At 35.0% G+C, this 19,738-nt stretch carries 10 protein-coding genes and 1 pseudogene; 5 read left to right on the forward strand and 6 right to left on the reverse strand.

The annotated features are described in order from the left end of the window. Positions 1-29: 29 nt before the first annotated feature. Together QOX35_RS11195 and QOX35_RS11200 are read left to right on the forward strand one after the other, a co-directional pair. Entirely contained in the window at positions 30-1,157 is a 1,128-nt protein-coding gene (locus QOX35_RS11195; RefSeq protein ID WP_283686960.1) for a clostripain-related cysteine peptidase, read from the forward strand. Between the two features lie 318 nt (positions 1,158-1,475). Continuing rightward, positions 1,476-2,483 carry a DUF5106 domain-containing protein gene (locus QOX35_RS11200; RefSeq protein ID WP_283686961.1) on the forward strand — a complete coding sequence of 336 codons (1,008 nt, stop codon included), beginning with the start codon at positions 1,476-1,478 and terminating at the stop codon, positions 2,481-2,483. Positions 2,484-2,493: 10 nt separating this feature from the next. On the opposite strand, the gene QOX35_RS11205 is transcribed toward QOX35_RS11200, so the two are convergent. From QOX35_RS11205 to QOX35_RS11215, 3 genes and pseudogenes are all read right to left on the reverse strand, one after another. Beyond that, positions 2,494-4,038, reverse strand: coding sequence for a M20/M25/M40 family metallo-hydrolase (locus QOX35_RS11205; RefSeq protein WP_283686962.1), 1,545 nt, complete (start codon positions 4,036-4,038; stop codon positions 2,494-2,496). 32 nt (positions 4,039-4,070) lie between these two features. Next, positions 4,071-4,316: pseudogene (locus QOX35_RS11210) on the reverse strand (ABC transporter permease); the annotation flags it as partial. Then, a complete protein-coding gene (locus QOX35_RS11215) occupies positions 4,283-5,476 on the reverse strand; it encodes a TolC family protein (RefSeq protein ID WP_283686963.1) in 1,194 nt (397 codons plus the stop codon). The gene QOX35_RS11215 and the pseudogene QOX35_RS11210, both read right to left, overlap by 34 nt. Before the next feature lie 561 nt (positions 5,477-6,037). Here QOX35_RS11215 and QOX35_RS11220 point away from each other — a divergent pair. Further along, complete coding sequence (locus QOX35_RS11220; protein ID WP_283686964.1) at positions 6,038-6,727, forward strand: response regulator transcription factor; 690 nt, start codon at positions 6,038-6,040, stop codon at positions 6,725-6,727. Beyond that, entirely contained in the window at positions 6,724-8,064 is a 1,341-nt protein-coding gene (locus QOX35_RS11225; protein ID WP_283686965.1) for a sensor histidine kinase, read from the forward strand. The genes QOX35_RS11220 and QOX35_RS11225 overlap by 4 nt, the downstream gene beginning before the upstream one ends. Before the next feature lie 5 nt (positions 8,065-8,069). On the opposite strand, the gene QOX35_RS11230 is transcribed toward QOX35_RS11225, so the two are convergent. The 3 genes from QOX35_RS11230 to QOX35_RS11240 form a co-directional block, all read right to left on the reverse strand. Beyond that, on the reverse strand, positions 8,070-9,236 hold the full coding sequence (locus tag QOX35_RS11230) for a BamA/TamA family outer membrane protein (RefSeq protein WP_283686966.1): 1,167 nt from the start codon (positions 9,234-9,236) through the stop codon (positions 8,070-8,072). Between the two features lie 293 nt (positions 9,237-9,529). After that, positions 9,530-11,605, reverse strand: a complete 2,076-nt coding sequence (locus QOX35_RS11235; protein ID WP_283686967.1) for a RagB/SusD family nutrient uptake outer membrane protein — start codon at positions 11,603-11,605, stop codon at positions 9,530-9,532. 19 nt (positions 11,606-11,624) lie between these two features. After that, positions 11,625-14,816, reverse strand: coding sequence for a SusC/RagA family TonB-linked outer membrane protein (locus QOX35_RS11240; RefSeq protein ID WP_283686968.1), 3,192 nt, complete (start codon positions 14,814-14,816; stop codon positions 11,625-11,627). Positions 14,817-15,597: 781 nt separating this feature from the next. On the opposite strand from QOX35_RS11240, the gene QOX35_RS11245 reads away from it, so the two are divergent. After that, on the forward strand, positions 15,598-19,605 hold the full coding sequence (locus tag QOX35_RS11245; protein ID WP_283686969.1) for a two-component regulator propeller domain-containing protein: 4,008 nt from the start codon (positions 15,598-15,600) through the stop codon (positions 19,603-19,605). The last annotated feature ends 133 nt before the right edge of the window (positions 19,606-19,738 follow it).

Genomic DNA, 19,738 nt, shown 5'->3' on the forward strand with positions numbered 1-19,738 from the left:
CATTCCAGCTGATAATATATAAATAAAAAATGAAGACAATAATAAAAATAGCTCTAATTATCTTTTCTGGGATATTCTTTGTATCCTGTGAGAAAGATGAGAACACTTCTGTTGTAACATCTAACAAACATGTAATCCTACTTTATTTGGGAGGTGATAACAATTTATCTTCTGAAACTTACCAGAAAATAGAGGCTATTAGGCAAGGATGGAAAGGCAGTGCTGATAAAAAGTTGTTGATATATACGGATTCAGCCGATACGACCCCGTCATTAATAGAAATAGCCACAGAGAATGGGCAAAACATAAAGAAAACAATCTATAATTACAACAAGGAGAATTCTGCAAGCAAAGAAACTTTGTCCCGTGTTATAAAAGAAGTGACAAGTCTTTATCCCTCTTCCTCATACGGTCTCATCATTTTCTCGCATGCTTCTGGCTGGTTACCTCAGGCTACATTAACAAGCCCAAGGTCTATTATTATGGATAAGAAGCATGAAATGGAACTGGTTGATTTTGCTCAGGCCATTCCTGATAATACGTTTGAATACATCATCTTTGAAGCTTGTTTCATGGCTGGTATAGAAGTCGCCTACGAATTAAAAGAAAAAACAAATTATATTTTGGCATCCTCAGCAGAGATCATATCTCCTGGCTTTACCGCAATTTATCCCAATAGTATAAATCATTTATCGGGTTCTTTAGATGGACTAAAACTGTTTGCAAAGGATGCTTTCTCTTGGTTTGATAATAAAACGGGGTATTTGCATTCGGCTACATTTTCTATTATTAGAACGTCAGAACTTGATAGGCTAGCCGGATGGCTTAAAGGTAATTGCGACTTATCTAAGCAAGTTGATATAAATACAATTCAACACTTCGACAGATATTCTTATAGTCTATTCTTTGACTTCGAAGATTATTACAGTGCATTGCTTGAAACAGATGCACAGAGAGATATGTTAAAGAGTTTGATTTCCAATTGTGTTTTATGGAAGGAATCCACCTTATCCTTTATGAAGGATTATAACGGCTTTGATATAAGAAGATATTCGGGGTTGACTGTATATATAGGCCAAAAGCAATATTCTTATTTAAATACAGAATATAAGAACTTGAAATGGTATAAAGCTTCAGTTAATGTAGAATTAGAATGATAATGATAATGATAATTAACATTCTGGCACAAATATCATATCGAAATACAGGTGAGTCTCAAGCCTGTGTGTAGTTTTGTAAAGTTTGCGGCCATGTGGGTTGGGATAATTCGCATGGCTTTTTTACATTAAAAACGAATATTATTCAATAACAGATATCAATAGAGCTGAATTTGATTCTTTAAGAATAGATGATTAACTCGATATATTTTATTGATGGAAAAACAAAAAATATTATTTTTACTGTAATTGTCTTCAGTTATATGATAGTTAAGGAAAATATATAAAAATAGAGGTATGATAAGAAAATATAGTATAATGAAAATTTTATTATGGGTTATCTATCCAATAGTCATACTGTTAGTACTAGGGCTTCTATTTGTGACATGTATAAAAAAGGGGGCTGAACAGAATAAGAGAATGGATCAGGAAGAACTCGGATTAACACCAAAAACATTCCATATGGTGGCTATTCCTGATGCATTAACCCAAGCCAATGAAAGAGCTGATTATCTATTGTCTCATTATTGGGATAATTTCGATTTTGCCGACACCACCTATATTCATTTACCCGAGATTACAGAACAGGCATTTGTAGATTATATTAATATATTTCCTCAAGTAGATAATAAAAAGGTCTACTCTTCGATAACGAAAATGTTAGAACATTCTATAAGGCAAGATAAGACGAACAAAGTATATTTATATTTTCTGGATTTGTATGAAAAGTATCTATACGATGCTAATTCACCGATGCGGGATGATGAATATTATATCCCCGTTGTTGAGTGCATACTTAAAGATACGATCAATGATCTGACAACGAAAGAACGCGCAAAGTTTTCCTTAATGATGATGCAAAAAAACCGTAAAGGAAATGTTGCGACAAATTTCACCTATACTCTTCAAGCAGGGAAACAGAGAACACTACATCATCTAAAGTCTGAATATACTTTATTGATGTTTTACAACCCCGATTGTCATGCCTGCTCGGAGACGATTACTTACCTGAAACAATCAAAAATAATCAATACTCTTCAGGCAGAAAGGCGGTTGAATATTTTCGCATTTTATCCTGATGATGACTTGAGTATTTGGATGAAGCATCTTTCGGATATTCCCGAAACTTGGATAAATAGTTATGACCAGAAACAAGAGGTGAAGAATATGTTATTATATGATTTGAAGGCAATACCATCTCTTTATCTTTTAGATAAGGAAAAAAGAGTATTACTTAAAGACGCTAATGTTGCAGATGTTGAACTCTTTCTGAAAACAAAGGTATCATCATCAATGATATATGATAATGATACCTCCCGATTTTGATTTAAGGTTTTTAATAAGCCCTCATTATTTCTTTAAAATACCATTGCACTTTTCCGAAGTTTTCGAGCGAGATGTATTCATTCTCATTGTGAATTGTACGCTGTTCGTACTGATTTAGTTCAAGAGGTAAAAGACGGTAGATATGATCGCTTACAATCTGATATTTGTAGGCATCAGTTCCTCCTATGGTAATGTATGACGTTACTATTGCTTCAGGATATATTTGTGCGATTTTTTCTTTTATCACTTCAAATCCTCTGACGTCTATAGGTGAGATACCCGAAGGTTCGCGTTGAGATATTACTTCTATATTAACATCGTAACCGTTACATATTTTTTTAACATGCTCAATAACGTCGGCAACTGAGTCTCCGGGTAGGATACGGAAATTTACAGTTACTACTGATTCTGATGACAATACATTCGGTGCATCACTTCCCTTCGCCATTGTAACAGCAGTTGTTGTTCGCACCAGGGCATTCGAAGCTGGAGTTTTCTCCATGGTTTTTAACAATAGTGGTTTCAGTATCCATTGGTTAGCTATTGCCATGCGAGCGAAGAAATTCATTTCATTGCCTATATTATCAAAAAAAGATGCTATCGGAGAAATTATACGTGCTGGAAATTGGTTTTCATTTAGTTTTTCTATTATCTCTGCTGCATATATCAACGAACTTTTAGCCGGAGGCATGGAAGAATGCCCGCCTATGCCTTTAACCGTTAGTTGTAAAGTAAGGAAACCTTTCTCGCCAATACCTACGAGAGCCATAGGCTTTTGAATCATCTCCATAGCTGAACCCGGACTTGCGATAATACCACCTTCATCGTAAACAGCGTCGAACCTTAATCCTTTTTGCTTAAAATAGTCTGCAATTTTAAGAGCTCCTTGACGTCCACTTACTTCTTCATCGTGACCGAAAGCGAACCAAATATCTCTTTCCGGTTGAAAACCTTCTGCTATAAGATTATCAGCACCTTCCATGAGAGAAAACAGCATAACCTTCATGTCAAGTGTACCACGGCCATATATGCGTCCGTTTGTTACTGCGCCCGAAAATGGAGGATAATCCCATTTGTCAGGAATAGACTGAATAGGAGGTATGGGCTTGTCATTTATCTGCAAAACGGTATCGCTTGTATCCATCATTGCCGGATCATAGCCAATTACAGGAACCACATCATAATGAGATAGAAATAGTATAGGCTTCAGGCTACTATTTTTTCCTTTCCAATGAAACACTAATCCATATGTATTTATGGTGTCGGTTTCCATTACTCTATACACTTCAGGATATACCTGAGCTAGATATTCTTTAAACTCATCAAATGGTTTAAAGTTTGTCTGATTATAAGTTTCATTACTGATTGTAGGAATTCGTATTCCACCTGCAAAACGACGAATCGCTTTTTCAGAAGGCTTCGTGTTTACGGCTTCTTTATTACTTGAACCATTTGCCGTATTTCCAAATTTATACGTAATAGTTCTTATGATAAAAACAAGGCTAAGAATAACAATTATGACCAATAAAAAGATGATAATTTTTTTTGCTTCCATATTTTAATTTTTAGGGTGTTGTTTTTATTTGATTATGCAATAATCGATTCTGCTTTGGCCTTCTTGATATTATACCTGTATGCTAAGCAAGCAGTAATAAAATAAACGAAGCATTGTATCCAAAGCGTTATGTATTCAGTTTTGATATCAGCTAATGAGGCTCCCATCGAGTTTACCTTTATATATGCCAAAACGCCGGAAGGAGCGGGAATAATATAGTGCACAGCTTGCCAATACCAGGGCATTAATTCGAGTGGGTAAGATATTCCTGAAAGGAAAAATCGTCTACAATCTTTTCCTTCTCAGTTTCTAAAATGACGCTCTTTATTTTTGCTTGCTTTATTCTCTTCTCACGATCCAGTCCGTCGAATATATTCCATGAGAAACCAACGCCTACCATTGTGCGTGGGGCTATATTTTTAGGAATTCCATTCGAATAGAGCGTTTGTTTTCCGAACAATTCTATATTCGGAAAATAGGCTGATTTAGCGATTTTTACTTCGTTTCTCTGAATGTATTGTTGTGTCGTCAATCCGTTAACCAAATGGTTTTTCTCTATAATAAGATTCTTAAAATATATAATCTCCGGTAGAGATTCGTTAATGAACATGGGTGTGGTAGTGAGGATATTATCTTCTGACTCTATTTTTGTTAGTGTTTTAAAGGCGTTTTTTACTATTTCCAAATCTTTCACTGCAATCTCAAGTTCTCTCTTGGCCTCATCCCTGTTTACCTGAAGGAATAGCCTTTCAGCTTTATTTATCATTCCGTTGGCTTCGAGTTTCGATGCATTCTGGTAATGATGTTCAAGTGCATTATATGTTTCTTGTTTTACTTCTACTATTCTTTGTCCTAGACGCAAACCATAATAAGCTTCAACTAAAAGGATTTGTTGATCTGCACTTATTTTCTCTTTATTTATTTCAGCAATATCTACCATTAATTTGCCTATTTTCCCGGCATATATTCGTTTTCCTCCCGTGAAAACCGGCATGGTAACAATAGCATCAATACTTGTCATATTCTGTGGTAAAATAGGAACACTGAAAGAACTTTTGCCTAAATTATTAAGAATAGAGGATATAAACTGTTCACTCGGATCTATAGAGTGAATGAAATCTGTAGTCGGATTTGTAAATTGAGATAATGGTTCTTTCACTTCTATATCATTCACCATATGCATATATGCTCCGGTTGTCATTACTTGCGGGTACCAAAAAGAATTCAGCCGCTGTTGTTCATTTTTAGCCCATTCCATTTCTTTATTTGCAATCTTCAATGTTTTATTGTCTCTGTTCATCAGTTGATATGCCTCTTCAAAGCTTATCTGCCTTTGTCTCTCTTGCGCTGATAAAGAAGCTACTGAAAGAAACAGGAAAATACAAGTGATGATGACTTGGCGAGTAAAAGTTCTTTTGGTATTATAAACTAACTTCATATTAATTGACTATTATAATTTTTTAATATTAACTCTTCAAATTAATCTTCGTATCACAAAGGTAGAGGGAGTCAACTGTTTATTTATCAGAAGTTTCATTACAAAAATATTAGAATTGAATTTTGGTTTCTAATGATTTTCTAATGCTTGTATAATAGGTAGAAATATGAGTTAAAAGAGTTGTTCGATCGTCTGTGTTATTACCCGAGAATATGTGTATTTAATAATCTGAGCTTGTCTATTATTATCTGTATTATAAAGTAAATATTGTATAAAGGTAAATTGGTTATTTTTCATGTAAAATATATATAGTTAGTTGATAAAGATTAGTATATTTTGTTTTATTTTACTATTTGATTTTCTCAATAAATTCTATCGCCTATGATACGAAGTGGTGGCTATCTTAAAGCACAAAATCAATTATAAAAAACTCAGGTAAATATGTTTTTATATTCGTATTTGATAAACCCTCTATATATAGGTTCTTTTGCAAATCTGGAAGCAAAAGGTTATACAAAACTTTAAATACAGATTATTGTTAATACATTAATAACATTACGAATGAAAAAGATATTGGTAGTAGAAGATGAACTGAGGATTGCCGAACTTCTTAAAAAAGGGTTGGAAGAATTTGGCTATATTGTTACCTTGGCCTTTGATGGAGAAATGGGAAAACGCCTCGTAAATAATCATATATATGATCTAATAATTACAGATGTAATTCTACCGCATATCAATGGCTTCGAACTCTGTAAGGAGATAAGGGCAGTTCAGCCCGAAATTCCAATTATTATGCTTACGGCTTTAGGCACAACAGATGACAAACTAGATGGTTTTGATTCGGGTGCGGACGATTATATGGTAAAACCATTTGATTTGAGAGAGTTAAATGCTCGTATAAATATTCTGCTAAAAAGAAAAAATGGCGTATCGGCAACGGTTAAAACAGATCATTTAGAATATGCCGATATAAAATTAAATTTAGATAATAAAACCGTAACGAGAGGTGATCGAGAGATGAAACTTACCCCCAAGGAGTTTAACTTGTTGCAATATATGATGCTGAATCCCGAACGTGTACTCTCACGAACTGAAATCTCTGAAAAGGTATGGGATACTCATTTCAATACGGGAACTAATTTCATTGATGTTTATATAAATTACTTAAGGGTGAAGATTGATAAAGGGTTCGATTCGAAACTCATACACACTCGTCCGGGATTAGGTTTTATACTAAAGAGTGGAGAATGAAAATACGCACTAGGATAGCTCTTCGTATTACAGCTGTGATAACTGCTGTAATGTTTGTATTTGTTGCACTCAACTATATTGTATCCACTAGGGTAAGGATGCAGGAATTTTATGTAGATCTGAAAAAGGAAGGTGCTGCAAGAACAGAACTTTTTTTGAAAGCAAAAGTTATCCAGAAAGAATTAGATAAAATAGATGTTTCTATATATGATAGTAATTACAAACTTCTTTATACCGACGCAGATCGTATTTCTAACAGAACACAAGAAATAACAACTATACTAAAAGAGATATTTGATACAAAAGAAGATTATACGAAAAATGAAGGGAAATTCCAGACCATCGGATTTCTCTTTACTCATCAGAATGTAAATTATGCAGTAATTACATCTGGACATGATAACTATGGACAGATCAAAATGCAAAAATTGGTTCTTTACCTTCTTATATTAAGCTTGGTTTCTTTACTTGCGGCATGTGCCCTCGGATACTATCTCGCAAAATCTGTTTTAAAACCGGTAGGAACTATTTCGGATAGAATGAAAGATATAACGGCTAATAAACTCCATTTACGACTGGTAGGATATAATGAGAAAGATGAATTTGGAGAACTTGCAGCATCATTTAATAAAGCATTGGATATAATAGAGACATCCTTTGAATCTCAGAAAATGTTTGTAAGCAATGTATCACATGAACTTCGTACACCTTTGGCAACACTTATAGGAGAAATAGATCTATCATTATTAAAAGAACGTACGGCAGAAGAATATAGAAATACTTTAATAAACTCGCGTCAGGATACAAGTAAACTGATAAAACTGCTTAATGGTTTACTCGATTTGGCAAAAGCCAGTTACGATGAAAACAATATGTCAATGAGTCCCGTAAAGATTGATGAAGCACTCTTAGAGGCAGTAGAATTAGTTTTAAAAGGAAATCCTGAATATGATATTAAGCTTATTTTCAATCAAGGTATTATGGAGAATACAGAACTATCTATTATTGGAAATGAGTATCTTTTAAAGACAGCCTTTGTTAATCTGATGGAGAATAATTGCAAATATTCGCATAATAAAACTTCTACTGTTGAAATCTCCCTTATTGACAAAAGAGTTATTTTGCGATTTTCAGATACCGGTATAGGTATTCCCGAGGATGAGATAGAACATCTGTTTACTCCGTTTTTCCGGGGAACTAACAAAAAATATGTACAGGGGAATGGTATCGGCTTAGCTCTGGTAAAAAAAGTAATAGTTCTGCATAAAGGCATAATAAATATTCATTCTGTTGTAAATAAAGGAACCACTTTTACGATTGAATTTACTCTGAACTAAGAATATTAAAAAGCTTCATTTATGTTAATATAAAATGCCGACTGACTTTTACCTATCCCGTAATCAATTCGAAGATTAGTTTGGTCTTTAACCCTAAAACGATATCCAAGACCAACAGTAGACAAGGTCTCTTTTTTCTTGAAATCACTTAATTTAGGGAAAACATTTCCTGCACCTGCCCATGCAACCATACCACTTCGTTTGTAAATATGCTGTCTTAATTCGATTTGTGATTCTATGCAATTTTTATCTCTGTATTGTCCTGTATAATATCCACGTATTTGGCTTGCATCTCCCGCTTGAGCCATAAGGTTCCAAGGGACATCCCCCCTGTTGAATTGCCCTCCAAGATCAAAAGCAACGGTAGTTCTCTTATTGAGTTGTTTGTAATATCTGAATGTCATCTCTGTTTTGTTAAAGCCTGAAGTGTTACTAGAAAAATTAGGATAGAATACATCTCCTATTTTTGTATAGATTCCCTTATGAGGTTCAGTAATATTATCTCTGGAATCATAGATTAAAGTCATTCCGGCACCTATAACTGTGATTTTTCTTTTCTCTCCATTCAGCACACTCATGTCATCAAAATATTTGCCCCTTATATCTCGAGCATTTGTCATCAAACCTATCGCAGTATGGTTATCTATTTTCTTGAATAAATTGACTTTTACCTGCATATCCTGTATATTATAATCAGTGTAATCTGAATTTCTTCCTGCATTATAACCAACACCCCAATATTGGGAAGGCGTATCGGAAAAAGAAATATCTGAATCTATCCAATATCTCTTTTTAGGGAAATAAATACTACTGCGTATTCCAAGAGCGTAAGCTCCCGATGAGGTTGTGTTGATATATAAAGATATATTAGACGGATCATTGTCTTTTTCACAACCGTGTAGGCGAAATAGTCCGGAGCCTATAAGCCCCATGCCGACCTTAGTTTCATTCGTATAATAAGGGCCTCCGATTACAGAATAGTTAAAAGATTTGTCTGATGGCGTTTGATCGGATTTTTGTAAATATTGAAAAACTGTATTTTCGATATAACTAATCGCCGGTTTTATAAAGCCTTTATTTTCAACTATAATTGTGTCTTTCTCGTTATTTGTTTGTGCGCTCACTGTTGTTACTACTCCTACAAGTAGAAAAAGTATTGCTTTGTATCGCATATAATTTATTAGGGATTTATTTGTTGGTTTTTTCACGATACAAAAATAGAGTCTCCAGCTTGTTTATTCTTTTTCTTTTCAATTAGAAAGTTATTAAAATTAGATATTCCATTCTAATGATTTTCTGTCTTTTATTAAAATGATATTTAAGGAGTTTTTGTTTGTATAAGGACGGACAATCCTTTTATGAGAGCTTTTCAAATGCTTTTCTACAAAAAAGAAAGCCCCGAATTCTTATATAAGATTCGGGGCTTTTCCAAAATAAGTTATACTTGAAGAATAATTACATTTCTTTAATATCCGTAATTCTGTCCATTTGGATCCATTGGACTTACTCGGTCTAAATGTTTTTGAGGTATAGGTCTGAACCGGTGGAACGGTTTAACATTCGGTGCAGCAAAAGAATTGCGTTCTTTGAGCATTTTGACAAAGAAATCGGCTCCATTTCTTACTAAATACTCAAAACGATGCAACTCTCCTTCTGTCTCTTTACCGTTTTCGTCAAGGAAGAATACTAATCTTGCATCATCGGTCATAGCACTGATAAAGCCTGCAGTAACTTTCATTTCATCTACTGTCGATTTATTTCTGTCAGCGTAGTTACCTCCATCATATTTCCAATAATGTGAATATTTGCTTTCACCTTCTTTCCATGCAGCGCGTTCGCGGACAATATTTAGAGCTGCAGCCGAATTTGCATAATCTCCTTTCATCGCCAAAGCTTCAGCTAACAAGATATATGTTTCTCCCAAGCGGTAGCAGAAATAATCCCTAAATCCGGCCTGATCGTTGGTTGATGCTCGACGACTATCCAAATATTTTATTAGAGTAGGGAAAGTATTTGTTATTCCGTCTCTGATACCTCTATTTCCAATCTCGGTTTTTGTAATAGATTGCATTGGTATATACCAGTAAGGTTCCATAGAACGTGCTAAAGCAAGCTTCTCAGAACGAGTTCCACTCTGGAAACGTTTATCCAGATTCTCGACAGAGAATACAATGGCTGTATCGCCTACCACATAACGAGGAGATCCTTCAGTCTTGCCTATCGATGTCGGATCAAAGGTTCCTGCGGCATTCGTGAAAGATTTCCAACTCACATCAGCCGAAGGTGTCTGGTTGGCATAATATACCCATACATGAGACTTATAAAGACGAGAGTCTATTAGTTTACCTTGTTTGGAACTTGCATAATACTGTGGTCCGTATAGTCCATTATCAGCATACAAGAAAGGTGTTGGAGAAGTACGTCTCCATCCGCGACCAGTAATTAAATCACGACCTATTCCCATACTGGTACCTCTACTTACACTTTCTGTACCTTTTCCATTTTCTGTAACCATAGGCATACCGTCAGCCTGTGTAGTGAACATCATATGCAGCCAGTTACCGCCATCATTGACTTTGTCTGGAGTTTGGTTGTTATAAAAGTGGTTGGTTGAGAACTGTATGCTAAAAAGAATTTCAGGGCCTGCATAATCACCCGGAGTAGGGCCTCCTGTCTTAGGATTAAACCTCCATAAGTCAGCATAGTCGGGACTAAGGGTATGATTGCTGCCACTTCCTGCACCTGTACCAAAATTACAAACTGCACTTGCATATTTTATCGCCAAATCTAAATCGTCTGTAGTTGCTCCACGATCTTCATTCATTTTAGGGTCAGACTGACTTTGTGTATATTTCTGACAATAACGGAACATATGCGATTTAGTTAGTAAATGCCCTGCAGCACCTTTACCCACACGACCATAATCACCGGTTACTTTACCTTGCGCATCAGCCCACGGAAGTAAATTCCATGCTTCTGTAGCATCGTTTATGATTTGTGCCCAAATTTCTTTTTGTGGCGAGCGTACAAAGTTGAGCTTTGGTGCATCAACAGGCTCTAGTACCAACGGGCAATCACCGTAGTGTATAGCCAGCACGTAATAATAGTAGGCTCTCAGGAACAATAGCTCACCTTTTCTTATACTCTTGATGTCAGTGGCCATAGTTGTATTCGACTCTATATATTTTAACCCTAGATTAGCTCTAGCTACGCCATTGTAACAATCTGTCCAAAAGGCAGAGAATGTCTCATTCGAAGGATTCATTGCTGATGTATATAAAGCAAAATCAGTACCTCCGTCTCCCCCTATTGTGTACATATCTGTACCGATCTCCTGAAAGATTATTCCTGATGGAGTATTCGATGTTGAAAACATTCCCCTTCCGTTTTGGTAAGCTGATACAACCAACGCATTAAGTCCTTCGTTGGAATTATAGTAGGTATAATTCGTGTTATATCCTTTTTCTTCCAAAAAATCTGAGCAGGATGCCATAATACATCCAAATATTCCAATTGTAATTATATATTTTAAGGATTTCATGTTTCTTATTATTTAATTGTTAAAATGTTAAATTTACGCCAAACATATAATTTCTCAGGGTTGTAGGTTCACTATAGGATTCGTGTTTGCGAGCATAGTCTCTTGTAGCCTTAACTGAACCTTCAGGGTCGTTGTTTGGATAACTCGTAAAAGTGAACGGATTCTGTAATTGTGCGTAAAATCTAGCTTTTTCGACACCAACAATCCTTGTAAGACTGGCAGGTAAAGTGTATCCTAATGTAATATCAGATATTCGAACGAAGTCTCCCTTATTATACCAATAAGCTTCTCTATGCGGTTGGTCAGCATCTCCTTTTGTCGGTTTTCTGAAACTACTCTGAGTATTTTCAGGTGTCCAGTAGTTTACGACCCGTGTGTTCATACGTCCATCGTGTCCTACTCCGGGATCGCTATAAATTGTATGTCCAAACATTCCATACATAAATATATAAAGGTCGAAATTCTTATAATAGAAATTATTCCCCATGCCAAGATTCCATTTTGGCATTTTTTGTCCGCGGAAATCACGGTCTTTTTCATCAATTTTGTAGTTTCCATCCAGGTCGACAAAACGTAAATCACCAGGTTTGTAAGAATGGCCGTTTGCATTAAATTTTGCCATTTCTTCCATGTCCTCTTTTGAGTATCCCCAAACGTTTTTAGTATTTACATAATCGTAATATGTATCAACCGGATGTCCAACAAACCACATATTTGCCACATCTTTTTCTAGACCGGATGCTAATTTTACAATTTTTTCCTTATTCATCGAAAACTGTAATGAGGTATTCCATTTGAAGTCTTTTGTTTCAAAGTTTACAGTGGAGATGGCTACTTCAATCCCTTGATTTTCTGTTTCTCCGATATTTGAAAGAATTTGACCAAATCCTGATACTTCAGGTAACGCACGGAACATTAACAAGTCCTTTGTATTTTGCTTGTAAACATCAACGGAACCTGAGATGCGTCCTCTTAATATTCCAAAATCAACTCCGAGGTTGTATTGTCCTGTAGTTTCCCATGTTAAGAGTGGATTAGATAGCGAATTAGGAGCATAACCTATTGCACCGATCTCTCCCCATGTGTAGCGACTACTAGAGATTTGTCCTATAGTTTGATATGGATTAACAGCAGAGTTTCCTGTCTTTCCATAACCTAAACGAAGCTTCAAATTAGAAACTACTGGTATATTATTTTTTATAAACGCTTCATCGGAAATACGCCAAGCAAAAGATGCGGATGGGAATGCAACCCATTTATGACCTTCAGCCAGACGAGAAGAGCCATCACTACGGATAGATGCTGTTAACATATAGCGATTGTCTTTGAAACCATATATAGCACGCCCCATCCATGACATCATTGACCATTGCGTGTAACCACTTGTAGCAGATTGTGTACTTGCTGTTCCTAGATTGTAGTACCATTGAGACTCAATTGGTAGGCCCACACCGCTTGCAGTAACAGGCTCATCGATTGATTTTTCAACAGACTGTACTCCTGTTAAATTAAGGCTATGTTGTCCAAACGTTTTGTTATAGCTAAGTATGTTCTCAAAGGTCCAACTTCTTTTAAACTCCAGGTTTTGATTGGCTCTGGCATGACCAAAACCTTGTTGTGTAGAGGCAGAAGCATAAAAGGCCTGCTCTTGTCCACTATAATAATTTGTTCCGAAATTAGCTCGGTATGATAATCCATTGTCTAATGTTATTTGAGCATATAGGGTTGCATCAATCTGGTTTCTTTTGGTTTTTCCTTGATTTCCGGTAAAGTCATAGAAAGGGTTCCATAACATACCTTCTCCTGTTGGATGTGGAACTAAACCTAAAGCAGGATCACCATTTTTTGTAACATCACCTCCATTACCGTAATCACCACTACCGCCCGGAGTATAGTAAGGAGTACCTAATGGGTTCCAGTTTCCTCCAACTCCGGTACCATTAAAATATTCCCAATAAGCAAAGTTTGTAGTAGCTCCCATATTTATATGTTTACCAAGTTTTTGGTCTACGTTCATACGTAAGGTATATCTTGTTCGAAAAGATCGTGGGGTAATTCCTTGATTATCCATAAACGATCCGGATAGGAAGATTTTGGTATCCTTACTTCCTCCACGTATACTTATGTTATGATTTTGAGATATTGCCTCATCCCTGTATCCTGCCATTTGCCAGTTGAATCCGCGAAGCATAGATGGGTTATATGTCCCACTTTCCCATGCTTTGCGTACAGACTCAAGTACATATCCAGATTGATCGCGGGTGATATATTCCATTTTTTGATCATATTCCCAATTCGGAGTCATGGATGGGTATGCCGAAGTCGGATCTAAGGTATATCCTCCTTGTCCGTCATATATATATTTGCGATCGGCTTCTCGTAAATATTCTATATATTCCGCCGCATTTCGCACTTTCCTCATATTATCTATTTTACCAATAGTGACATAACCATTATATTCTACATTCACTTTTCCTTCTTCTCCTTTTTTGGTTGTCACAAGTATAACTCCATTTGCTCCGCGAGAGCCATATATTGCTGTTGCAGATGCATCTTTTAAAACTTCAATTGAGGCAACATCCGATGGGTTGATTACACTTACACCACTGGCTGATGGTATTCCATCAATTACAAATAAGGGATCATTGGTTGCTTCAATAGAGCGATTCCCTCGTATACGAATCATGGGGTCGGCATTAAGATCTGCTCCCGCAACCATCATCCCTGCTACTTTTCCACGCAGCGCTTCTTGTATGGTTGTTGGTGCTGTTGCAATCAAGTCTTCGGCTTTCACTTGAGATATAGCCCCTGTAAGGTCTCGTTTCTTTTGCACACCATAACCAATAACCACAACTTCGTCTAATCTCTTGTTATTTTCTTTTAAAATAATTTGGATATTGTTTTTGTTCGAAACATCAATTTGTTGTGTTTCCATTCCGATGTATGAGACTATGAGGACTTGCTCTCCTGAGGTAAGTTCAATATTAAATTCTCCATCTGTATTTGTTACAGTTGCATTCGTTGTATTCTTTTGTACAATAGAAACTCCAATGAGTGCTTCCTGTGTTTCATCTAAAACTTTACCATTTATTGTTCTACCTTTTTGCTGTGCTAAAGTCGGTAAACTATATAAAATACCTAATAGTAATATGACTAAAAACGACTTACTCTTGGTTATAGAAGTAGGTTTATATAAAAATGTATTTTTCATTATAACAATTTTAAGTATTAAAAATTTAATTGTTTTATTAGCAATATCTTCTTTATAAGAAGCTTGATGTTATTTCTTTTTTGTTACATGTTATTTCATAAATATATAATTTAATGTTTTGTATTTTTCATCACTTGTTGTTTTATTCTACAGAGGCTTTTAGAATTTGATAGGAATTCTACATAGACTTAGGCTAATCAGTAAAAAGAAATTTTTATAAAACACTATCGATTTAGATTCTCAAAATAACAGCTTTCAGCCATTATCTTTTTAGGTTAAATTTTCCCAAAGTTCAGTTGTAATAGATTTGATTTTTAGCAGCTTTTTCATAATATAAAATATTTTATAACAAAAAGAATCACTCAGCGATAGTTATAAAAACTATACACCAATCGTTATATCCTTCTGAACACAGTTCAGATTCCACTATAATATTTATGCAATATATACCGGCGCTTATGCAAAAATACGTTAAACAAATCTAGAAACTAGCATGGATTATTGTTTAATGAAACTATCTTCTATTTGTTTAAAATTGTTGTACCAAAATCTATTTTGTCGCATATTGTTTTGTTTTTGTCGCATCCTAAAATCTTTAATATTACCTGGGTTGGAAAAAGCAATAGTTTGTTATATAATTGTTTGATTTATATTGTGTTGATGGTTTGTTTGTGTGTTGGGTTATACTTGTTGAGCTCATTGTTAAGGAATGGTATTATTGATGATGGATAAGAAAGTTTCTCTTATAAATAGTATCTTTGTTACAATCTAAACTTAAACCATGAAATACGTATACCTTTTATCTATATTGTCATTCTTTTGCCTAAGTAAACTGTCAGCGCAGCACAATCGCCCTTTCACTATGAAAGATTATAGAATGACAGAACTATCCTCAAATCTTATCAATAAAATAATTCAGGATTCTGATGGTTATATATGGGTTGCAACTGATTACGGATTAAATAAATTTGATGGAATAAAATATACTCAGTATTTGCACCTAGAAGAGGATAGTACATCTTTGTTAAGCAATAATGTTAAAACATTGATGATCGATAAGGATGGTATACTATGGATCGGTACTAACAAGGGTATTCAATGTTATAATTCTTTAGAGAATTCTTTTAAAACAATAAGTTTCCCTGAAAATTTATCTCTTCACGTTTCCAATATAATAGAGTTGCATGATGGTCAGATGTGGGTGACGACAGCAGGTAGTGGAGTCTTTTCTATCAACAGAGATAACCTGACAGCAGAGCCTCTAGTAGAGGTTACACGTTTGACGGGCGATTTTATTGCATATGTCTATCAGGATAAAGAAAAATATATTTGGTTTGGAATTAATGACAAAGGGCTTATTCAAATGAATCCTGTCACAAAAAAAACGAAGAAATTTACGACTCCGAATATTCCTTCTAATTCTATCATTTGTATGCTTGAAGATGACAACGATAGATTGCTAATGAGTACATCAAAATCAGTGAGTTATTTTGAGCGAAATAGTCAAAAGTTTATACCCTTAGAATGGGATGGACAACCTGGGTATGGAATTACCGATATGATGCTAAGTCATAATGGAACTGTATTTATTAGTACTACAACTAAAGGGCAGGGAGTGAAGTATATCGATAAGGTTAGCCGAAAAGTTTTAACATATACAAATTCTACAAATAGTATAGCAATTAATACTGCAAAGATCTATACACTATTAGAGGATCGTGATAAAAATCTTTGGTTGGGCTGTTTTATGAAAGGGTTATTAGTAATTCCTAATAAATCGACTCAATTTAATTTTTGGAGTATCATAAATAGTCAAAATCAATTAGGAAATCTAATAACATCAATATGTAAGGATCATGAAGGCTATATTTGGGGCACTGTAGATAGAGTAGGAGTTCTTAAACTAAATAATAAAGGAGAAGTTGTAAAACAGTTTACTGATGTTGATGATATAATATCTATAGTGGAAGATTCAAAAAATAATCTTTGGATTGGTTCTTATAGTAAGGGGCTTGCTAAGTTGGATCGTAATACAGGCAAATGTAATTTCTTGAATATCCCTTATTCTGGCTATATGAAGACAATAAGGGAAGGGCGGGATAATTTACTATATATATCAACTTTTGGAGCCGGATTTATTCAATATAATCCTCAAACAGGTATTCACAAACAGTATAATATGCGGCAAGAGGACCCGCAAAAGGGTAGGCTTGGCAATGATTGGATTACTTCTATCCTATGTGATTCCAAAGGGTTAATATGGTTTGCCCATTATAAAGGGGTGAGTTGTTTTGACCCATCTAAAAATCGTTTTATTCCTATCAAGCATGATAGTATTTTATCAAATCAGATATGTTTGTCTATTATGGAGAGTAACGATGGCAATATATGGTTAGGAACATATAATGGACTTTTCTCTATAGATAGAGCTACTCAGGATATAAAGAATTACACAGTAAAAGATGGGCTGTCGAGTGACGTTATTTGTGGCTTGGCTCAAGACAAAGAGGGGAATATTTGGTGTAGTACCTTTCAGGGTATTAATCAAATAAAAATAAAAGAGAATAAAATAATAAACTATTATATCGGAAATGGACTATTTGATAAGATTTATAATAGAGGAGTTTATTTTCAAGGTGCTGATGGGATTATTTATTGGGGAGGGAATAATGGAATAACTTCCTTTTATCCTGAAAATATTATTACGCCCAGTTATGAACATGATATATTGACTACTAATCTGTATGTCCATAATCAGTCTGTGAATATTAATACATTATCAGGAGGGAAACATATAATCGATTCGGAGATACTATCAGCGAAAGAGTTTAAATTTTCGTATGAAGACAACACTTTCACTTTCGAATTCTCGACTATGGATTTCATTGACCCGGAGAATATATACTACGAATATAGATTAAAAGAATTAAGTAGCGAGTGGAGTTCAACTCTACCGGGAATTAATCAGGTAACATATAATCATCTGAATCCAGGAAAATACACATTAGAGGTTAAGGCCGGTAAATTTGGTGCTTTCTCTCAGCCGAAGCAGTTTTCTATCATTATATCACCTCCCTGGTATAAGAGTACATGGGCATATGCATTTTACTTATTTCTCATTCTTATTTTTGGAGTATTGATTGTAAATCTTATTCGGAAGAAAAGAAACGAACAGATAAATGAATCAAAGCTTCAGTTTTTTATTAACATCTCTCATGAGATAAGATCTCCTCTGACCTTAATAATAAGTCCTATGGAAAAACTTCTGAAAAGTAATTTCGATACAGAAACCATGCAAACTTTGCAAAATATGCATCGTAATGCAAACCGAATATTGGGGCTTGTGAATCAATTGCTCGATATAAGAAAGCTGGATAAAGGACAAATGAAGTTGAGGTTTAGTAAGACTGATATGGTTGGTTTCATAAAGGAGTTGTTTGATGTTTTCGAATATCAATCAGTCAGGAGAAATATTCAGTTTACCTTTCAACACCAAGATGACAACTTAGAAGTGTGGATTGACCGGAATAACTTCGACAAAATATTGATGAATATATTATCAAATGCGTTCAAGTATACTCCTGATGGTGGAGAAATAAATGTATCATTAGCCACAGGAGTCGATAACAGCATTTGGGGGCCTCTTCAGAAATACATGGAGATATCAATCGTTGATTCAGGTATAGGCTTAGAAGAAGGGAAGATAGAAAAAATATTTGATAGGTTCTATCAAGGACAAAATCAGGAGACTTTCACTACTGTAGGGTCGGGGATAGGATTAAACCTTGCTCGGACATTGGTGCTATTACATTATGGTGCTATTACAGCTAAGAACCGAGAGGGTACTACGGGCAGTTGTTTTACAATTCGCATCCCTTTAGGAAATCTGCATTTGAGAAAGGATGAGATCGCAGATCAGACATCAGACAGTCGTCCGTTGTTGAACCAAAGGAACTTTATAGAAAATGTTACAAATGAAAAATCCGAAACGTATAGACGAAGAACAAATTATAAAATTCTAATAATCGATGATGAAGAAGAAATAAGAGATTTTCTTTCTCAAGAATTGGGTGAGTTGTTTAAAGTAATTACTGCTGTTGATGGTGTTGATGGGTTACAAGTTGCTATAGATCGACAGCCCGATTTAATTATTTCTGATGTAATGATGCCCAATATGGATGGTTTAAATTTGGTGAAAAGACTTAAAAACAATAATAATGTAAGCCATATACCTATTATTCTTCTAACATCAAAAGCTGAATACCAAGACCGTATACAGGGCTTAGATAGAGGAGCAGATGCCTATTTGTCCAAACCATTTAATATAGAAGAACTAATCGTCACTATAAATAATCTGATTTTAAATCGCAGGCTACTTAAAGGAAAATTTTCGGGAGCTCAGGATCAAGAAGATAAAATAAAACCGATCGACTTCAAATCAGGCGATGATATCTTAATGGAACGTGTTGTTACGGTCATAAATGAGAACATAAGTAATACCGAACTCAATGTAAATATGCTGGCATCTCAAGTTGGCCTTAGTCGGTCGCAGCTACATCGACGGATGAAAGATATGACCGGTATATCGCCTGTAGACTTTATTAAGAATATTCGGCTCAAGCAAGCTGCGAATCTTCTTAGAGAAAAGAAAATGGATGTGTCCTTAGTTGCCTATTCCGTAGGATTTACGAATCAATCTTACTTCTCCACAATGTTTAAAAAACTATATGGCATTTCTCCTACTGAGTATATAATGAAAGCTCAGGATGAAGATGATGCAAAAAAATAGAATTAATATGAACCTCAAGAATTATCTTGAGGTTTATTTTTGATATCGAAAAAGAGTTTTGCAGGCCTTTTGAAATTTAGTTTGCTAATTTATTTAACTGTAAGTAGATATGCTAAAAAAGTGACAAAGGTGA

The organism is Dysgonomonas sp. Marseille-Q5470 (genome assembly GCF_951230145.1).
Classification (GTDB): Bacteria; Bacteroidota; Bacteroidia; order Bacteroidales; family Dysgonomonadaceae; genus Dysgonomonas.

What these genes read in the sequence shown, in the direction of transcription:
- QOX35_RS11195 (WP_283686960.1), top strand. Translation starts at nt 30, where the DNA reads ATGAAGACAATAATAAAAATAGCTCTAATTATCTTTTCTGGGATATTC.
- QOX35_RS11200 (WP_283686961.1), top strand. Translation starts at nt 1,476, where the DNA reads ATGAAAATTTTATTATGGGTTATCTATCCAATAGTCATACTGTTAGTA.
- QOX35_RS11205 (WP_283686962.1), bottom strand. Translation starts at nt 4,038, where the DNA reads ATGGAAGCAAAAAAAATTATCATCTTTTTATTGGTCATAATTGTTATT.
- QOX35_RS11215 (WP_283686963.1), bottom strand. Translation starts at nt 5,476, where the DNA reads ATGAAGTTAGTTTATAATACCAAAAGAACTTTTACTCGCCAAGTCATC.
- QOX35_RS11220 (WP_283686964.1), top strand. Translation starts at nt 6,038, where the DNA reads ATGAAAAAGATATTGGTAGTAGAAGATGAACTGAGGATTGCCGAACTT.
- QOX35_RS11225 (WP_283686965.1), top strand. Translation starts at nt 6,724, where the DNA reads ATGAAAATACGCACTAGGATAGCTCTTCGTATTACAGCTGTGATAACT.
- QOX35_RS11230 (WP_283686966.1), bottom strand. Translation starts at nt 9,236, where the DNA reads ATGCGATACAAAGCAATACTTTTTCTACTTGTAGGAGTAGTAACAACA.
- QOX35_RS11235 (WP_283686967.1), bottom strand. Translation starts at nt 11,605, where the DNA reads ATGAAATCCTTAAAATATATAATTACAATTGGAATATTTGGATGTATT.
- QOX35_RS11240 (WP_283686968.1), bottom strand. Translation starts at nt 14,816, where the DNA reads ATGAAAAATACATTTTTATATAAACCTACTTCTATAACCAAGAGTAAG.
- QOX35_RS11245 (WP_283686969.1), top strand. Translation starts at nt 15,598, where the DNA reads ATGAAATACGTATACCTTTTATCTATATTGTCATTCTTTTGCCTAAGT.